The following is a 3,789-nucleotide window of genomic DNA, read 5'->3' as shown; positions in this document are numbered from 1 at the left end:
AGCCAGCCTTTCTCATAAGCTTCTTCTAATTCTCTTAAATAATTCAAGCGACTGCGGTTGCTAGGAACTAACCTTTTAACTACGGCCTCAATTACATTGACTAATACCGAGGGTTGAAGCGAAATCATCGGTTCGTCTCGATCGGCTGTGCCCCTTGGATTATCCGCAGATAGTTCGGCAGTTGTTATAGTTACTAAATGGGGATTGGAATCTAAAAGTTTGAGAAACTCATTAGTGGTTCCTTCCCTTTCAAGGTGAGCGTGTAATCCATCCAATAACTGTAATTGAGCAGAGGTAATAAAAGCTTTTCGACCTTGTTTGACCGATTCAATCTTTAGGTCCTTAAGTCGATTATAAAGGTTAGAACGAGCAATGCCATAGCGCGAGGGCAGTTGGGATAGAGGAATTAAGTCAACTTCCATCATCGATTTGTCCAGGACAGTCCTGGAAGAAACTGCATCTAATTTTTAGCACATTCTCGGTTCGTAGGTAGAAAATGCTTAACTTTAAATTACCGATAATCGCTGATAATTTTAATTGCTTCTTGGCCTACTTTCAGAGCTTTAGAAGCCGTGTAATACAGCTCGCTTGGTTGATAGATTGAACCATCACGGAAAGCCAGGGCATATTGGTAGCATTTTCCCGAAGTGTAGTAAACCATTAGGATAGCTCTATCAATACTAATCAAATATTCAATCTTCATTATCTTCTGCTGGTTTGGTCATACAAGATTGAGTGTTGTTCTACTTTTTACTTTAGAAGTTTTTGAGTAAAAGAACAGTAATCTGGCTCACTTAGGCTTCTGCCGATTGCGTTTACGAGATGCTTTGGCCATATTACGTCGCTTTTTCTCCTTGGCTTTGCAAGCAGGAGAAAGTCCGCCAAAATCGCAGATAGAACTTAAAAATCGATCTATAGCCTAAGAACCGAATAATAAGCTGCCGATAGCCCCCCTACAGGGTCAGCTTGAAATTACTGACGATTGAAAAATTATATGAACTATAGAACTACAGATCTTAGTTAACAGAGTCAGCCACAAATAATCAACTAATCAAATAAACCATTGTTTCTTGGGTCGGGTATATCCTGACCCTTTTTATGTGGATTACCTCTCTTCATCAATCCACGTACATCACATAAATTCGGAGATTTAACTAATGTCTAATATTATCCTTACCAAAGGAACTTACGATAAGTTCCTCAACCTACGTTCTGTCTTTAAACACCTATTAGATGCTTTCTTAGCTGAGAACAGTATTGAGGTAGTTTACAGCATTACCAACACTATTACTTACAACGAGCTAGCTAGTAAGTTTGTTAAGTTCGTCTTTGAGAAAATTCAACTAACTAATCTCGTCGATGAAGAACAGATATGTCTGGTCGTTAAGACCTACGGCAATAAACAAGCCATCCAGCATCACTACATCAACTTTGATTATGTAAATCATACTATTACCTGGCGTGGTAAAATCTATCACCTAGAGCCTAATGTCTTAGTTCACTTTAAAGCCTCAGAGAAAACTACTGCTGCTGAAGCTGGAGTCTATGAACCATCTGCTGTGATGCTAATCATCAAGAAGCAAATTATGAAAGCAGAGCGGGCCCATGTAGTTGACGATCTCATTGCCAAACTCCAAGGTAGTCTGATAGTGGCAGAAAATGACTATGCGGTTGGCGATATTCAGAAAAGCAATGGGAAGTATCATGATCGCATTCGGGTGATGCTGGATAACAAAGTAGTAGCTATCGGTATTGCTATCGATACTTCTATCAATAAATCCTTTTGTCGTGAATACAACTATCCACTAGGGTTAAAGGTAGTTAAAACTGAGATCCGCCCTGAAGATATTAAGGTAGTACAGTCCAAGTTTGGTCCTGCTATTTCCGATAAGAACAACAAGAAATGTTTCTACGTGGGAGATGGTGTTAACGCAGCATTCGTTACTCGTGTTGGCGATCGCTATCTTACTCTCAATCCAACTGATAATGTAGCCAAGCTAGCCAATCGTATTGGTTCTCATAAGTTCATTCCTGCCAAGCTGGAGAATGCTGAAGCTTCTAAATTAGTTAGTCAGTTATCTGATGGTAGGTATGCCTGTACCTATGGAATGCCAATGATTACTATCATCCACGATGGAGGATTTAACAATGGATCTGGTGCTGCTGTCTACACCAAACCTATCCACTATATCATTGATAAAACTCTACGTGGCGTATTTGCTATCGACCAGTTAAACCAAAGGTATCTTAATAGTCTAAGCCGTAATCGGGAAAAACAATTAGAACAGATTGGTACTGCTCTTATTACCTACCTCAAATCTCTCAAAGGCACGGATTTAGAGCCAGGAGAAGCCATTAAATGGAAAGGTGTAGAGATGTTCGCAATCGCCATAACTTCCCTGTAAGCATTGATAGCATTCGTCTGAAGAAAGGATATTTCCTTAATACCGAGTGTCGTAGTATCAGGGTTGAGGTTAAAATTTTCTCTCACCGCTATGATTACAATGCCAAGCTTAGAGGTAATCTCAAGAAGCTACAGACTATTCATCAACCAGGGACTAAGGTTTATACCGTAGATGGTAAGCCTGTTGATTTTGACATCATGCTCAATGGCGAGAATATCAAAGGTGTAATTCCTAACTTGGAGATTTACGCTAATGCCTTTGATCGCAATTTAGTCTTTGGCACGGATGGGAAATTGTATCGTAATAGTTTGGAAATTACCGAAGATAAAATCAAATCTTGGATTGAAGCCAACACCAAGCAGATTGTAATCGAACAGGTAATTAGTGCTGACTACTTTGATCAGTATAAATCCGAGTTTGATAATAGGGGCGACCAGTATTTTGCTAATGCTGATGGTAGTTATACTTTACGGTCTAAGGTTAATGCCATTATTGGTAAGGCTCATTATGCCGTCGAATTAAGCAGCAATCCAGAACTTTACCGATAGTTACCAGGGTGTTCCCGGTCAAATGATGCTTTCTACGATGAACGACAACATAAAGTCCGCTATTGTTAAGCACCAAGAAGCTGCTGCATTGAACTTAGACCTATTCGATTTGAGAGCCTACAGTGCCGAGTTCAATCTTACCCACGCAGAAGATAGAGCTGAGTTTGATGAAAAGCTCAATCTCAAAGGCAATGAAACAATTGAGATGATATTTAAAAAGCTGGCTCAGAAATGGGCTAAAGGTATTCGTCTTAATGCCGTAGTAAGAAACTACACTTACTCGGTTAATATCCCTACTAAGCTTTTGTATCACTATATTGCTTTTGATAGCAGTGGCTATCCCCTTAATGAGTAAGAGATGATGAATAACATTGTTTCTCTGCTTAAACTCTGTTCTACTGCTGGTGCTGACGTAGTGCTGATCAAAGAATATATGTTCTATGTCAAAGCCTATTTAGAAAGATGGGTTAAGGATATTGAGGGCAATAAGAACTCCTTTATACGTGGCAACCGTGCTATTAAATCCTTTGGGATGAAGGTGATTACTTCTGCCGATATTGGATGCTACGCAGGTATTCCTGAAATTGTCGTTAATCCTCTAAATCCTCTAGTTAGTGGTAATAGCCTATTGGTTTATAAGAAGGATAAGCTCAAGGAAGGCAGCATTGTTTTATTTTACCGTAATCCTCTACCTTTCTTTACTCCTGCAATAGTACGCTTCTCTGAGAATGTAGATCCATTAGTAGTTGGGATTTCTCCAACTGCTTGGACCAAAGCTTGTCTAGCGGTACTTAAACAATTTAAACAGACAAAATAAGATAGAATACCTTTGCTGA

The 3,789-nt window shown here is 39.4% G+C and carries 6 protein-coding genes; 4 read left to right on the top strand and 2 right to left on the bottom strand.

What is annotated here, in order from left to right:
• Together ACLFKQ_RS30210 and ACLFKQ_RS30205 are read right to left on the bottom strand one after the other, a co-directional pair.
• Positions 1-425, bottom strand: a 425-nt coding sequence (locus ACLFKQ_RS30210) for a hypothetical protein (protein ID WP_449003304.1), incomplete at its 3' end; no start/stop codon positions are given.
• A gap of 86 nt (positions 426-511) precedes the next feature.
• Positions 512-661, bottom strand: coding sequence for a hypothetical protein (locus tag ACLFKQ_RS30205; protein WP_449003303.1), 150 nt, complete (start codon positions 659-661; stop codon positions 512-514).
• Between the two features lie 496 nt (positions 662-1,157).
• Between ACLFKQ_RS30205 and ACLFKQ_RS30200 the strand changes: the two genes are divergently transcribed.
• Genes ACLFKQ_RS30200 through ACLFKQ_RS30185 form a run of 4 tightly spaced genes read left to right on the top strand, consistent with a single transcriptional unit; the run spans position 1,158 to position 3,770 of the window.
• Entirely contained in the window at positions 1,158-2,405 is a 1,248-nt protein-coding gene (locus ACLFKQ_RS30200) for a hypothetical protein (RefSeq protein ID WP_449003302.1), read from the top strand.
• Positions 2,360-2,953 (top strand): hypothetical protein, encoded by a 594-nt coding sequence (locus tag ACLFKQ_RS30195; RefSeq protein WP_449003301.1) that lies wholly within the window; start codon positions 2,360-2,362, stop codon positions 2,951-2,953. The genes ACLFKQ_RS30200 and ACLFKQ_RS30195 overlap by 46 nt, the downstream gene beginning before the upstream one ends.
• A gap of 37 nt (positions 2,954-2,990) precedes the next feature.
• Entirely contained in the window at positions 2,991-3,308 is a 318-nt protein-coding gene (locus ACLFKQ_RS30190) for a hypothetical protein (protein ID WP_449003300.1), read from the top strand.
• 3 nt (positions 3,309-3,311) lie between these two features.
• On the top strand, positions 3,312-3,770 hold the full coding sequence (locus ACLFKQ_RS30185; RefSeq protein ID WP_449003299.1) for a hypothetical protein: 459 nt from the start codon (positions 3,312-3,314) through the stop codon (positions 3,768-3,770).
• Positions 3,771-3,789 lie beyond the last annotated feature (19 nt).

Source organism: Myxosarcina sp. GI1(2024) (genome assembly GCF_053543375.1).
The sequence above is the reverse complement of the archived record's forward strand: the minus strand, read 5'-3'. Positions and strand labels throughout refer to the sequence as shown.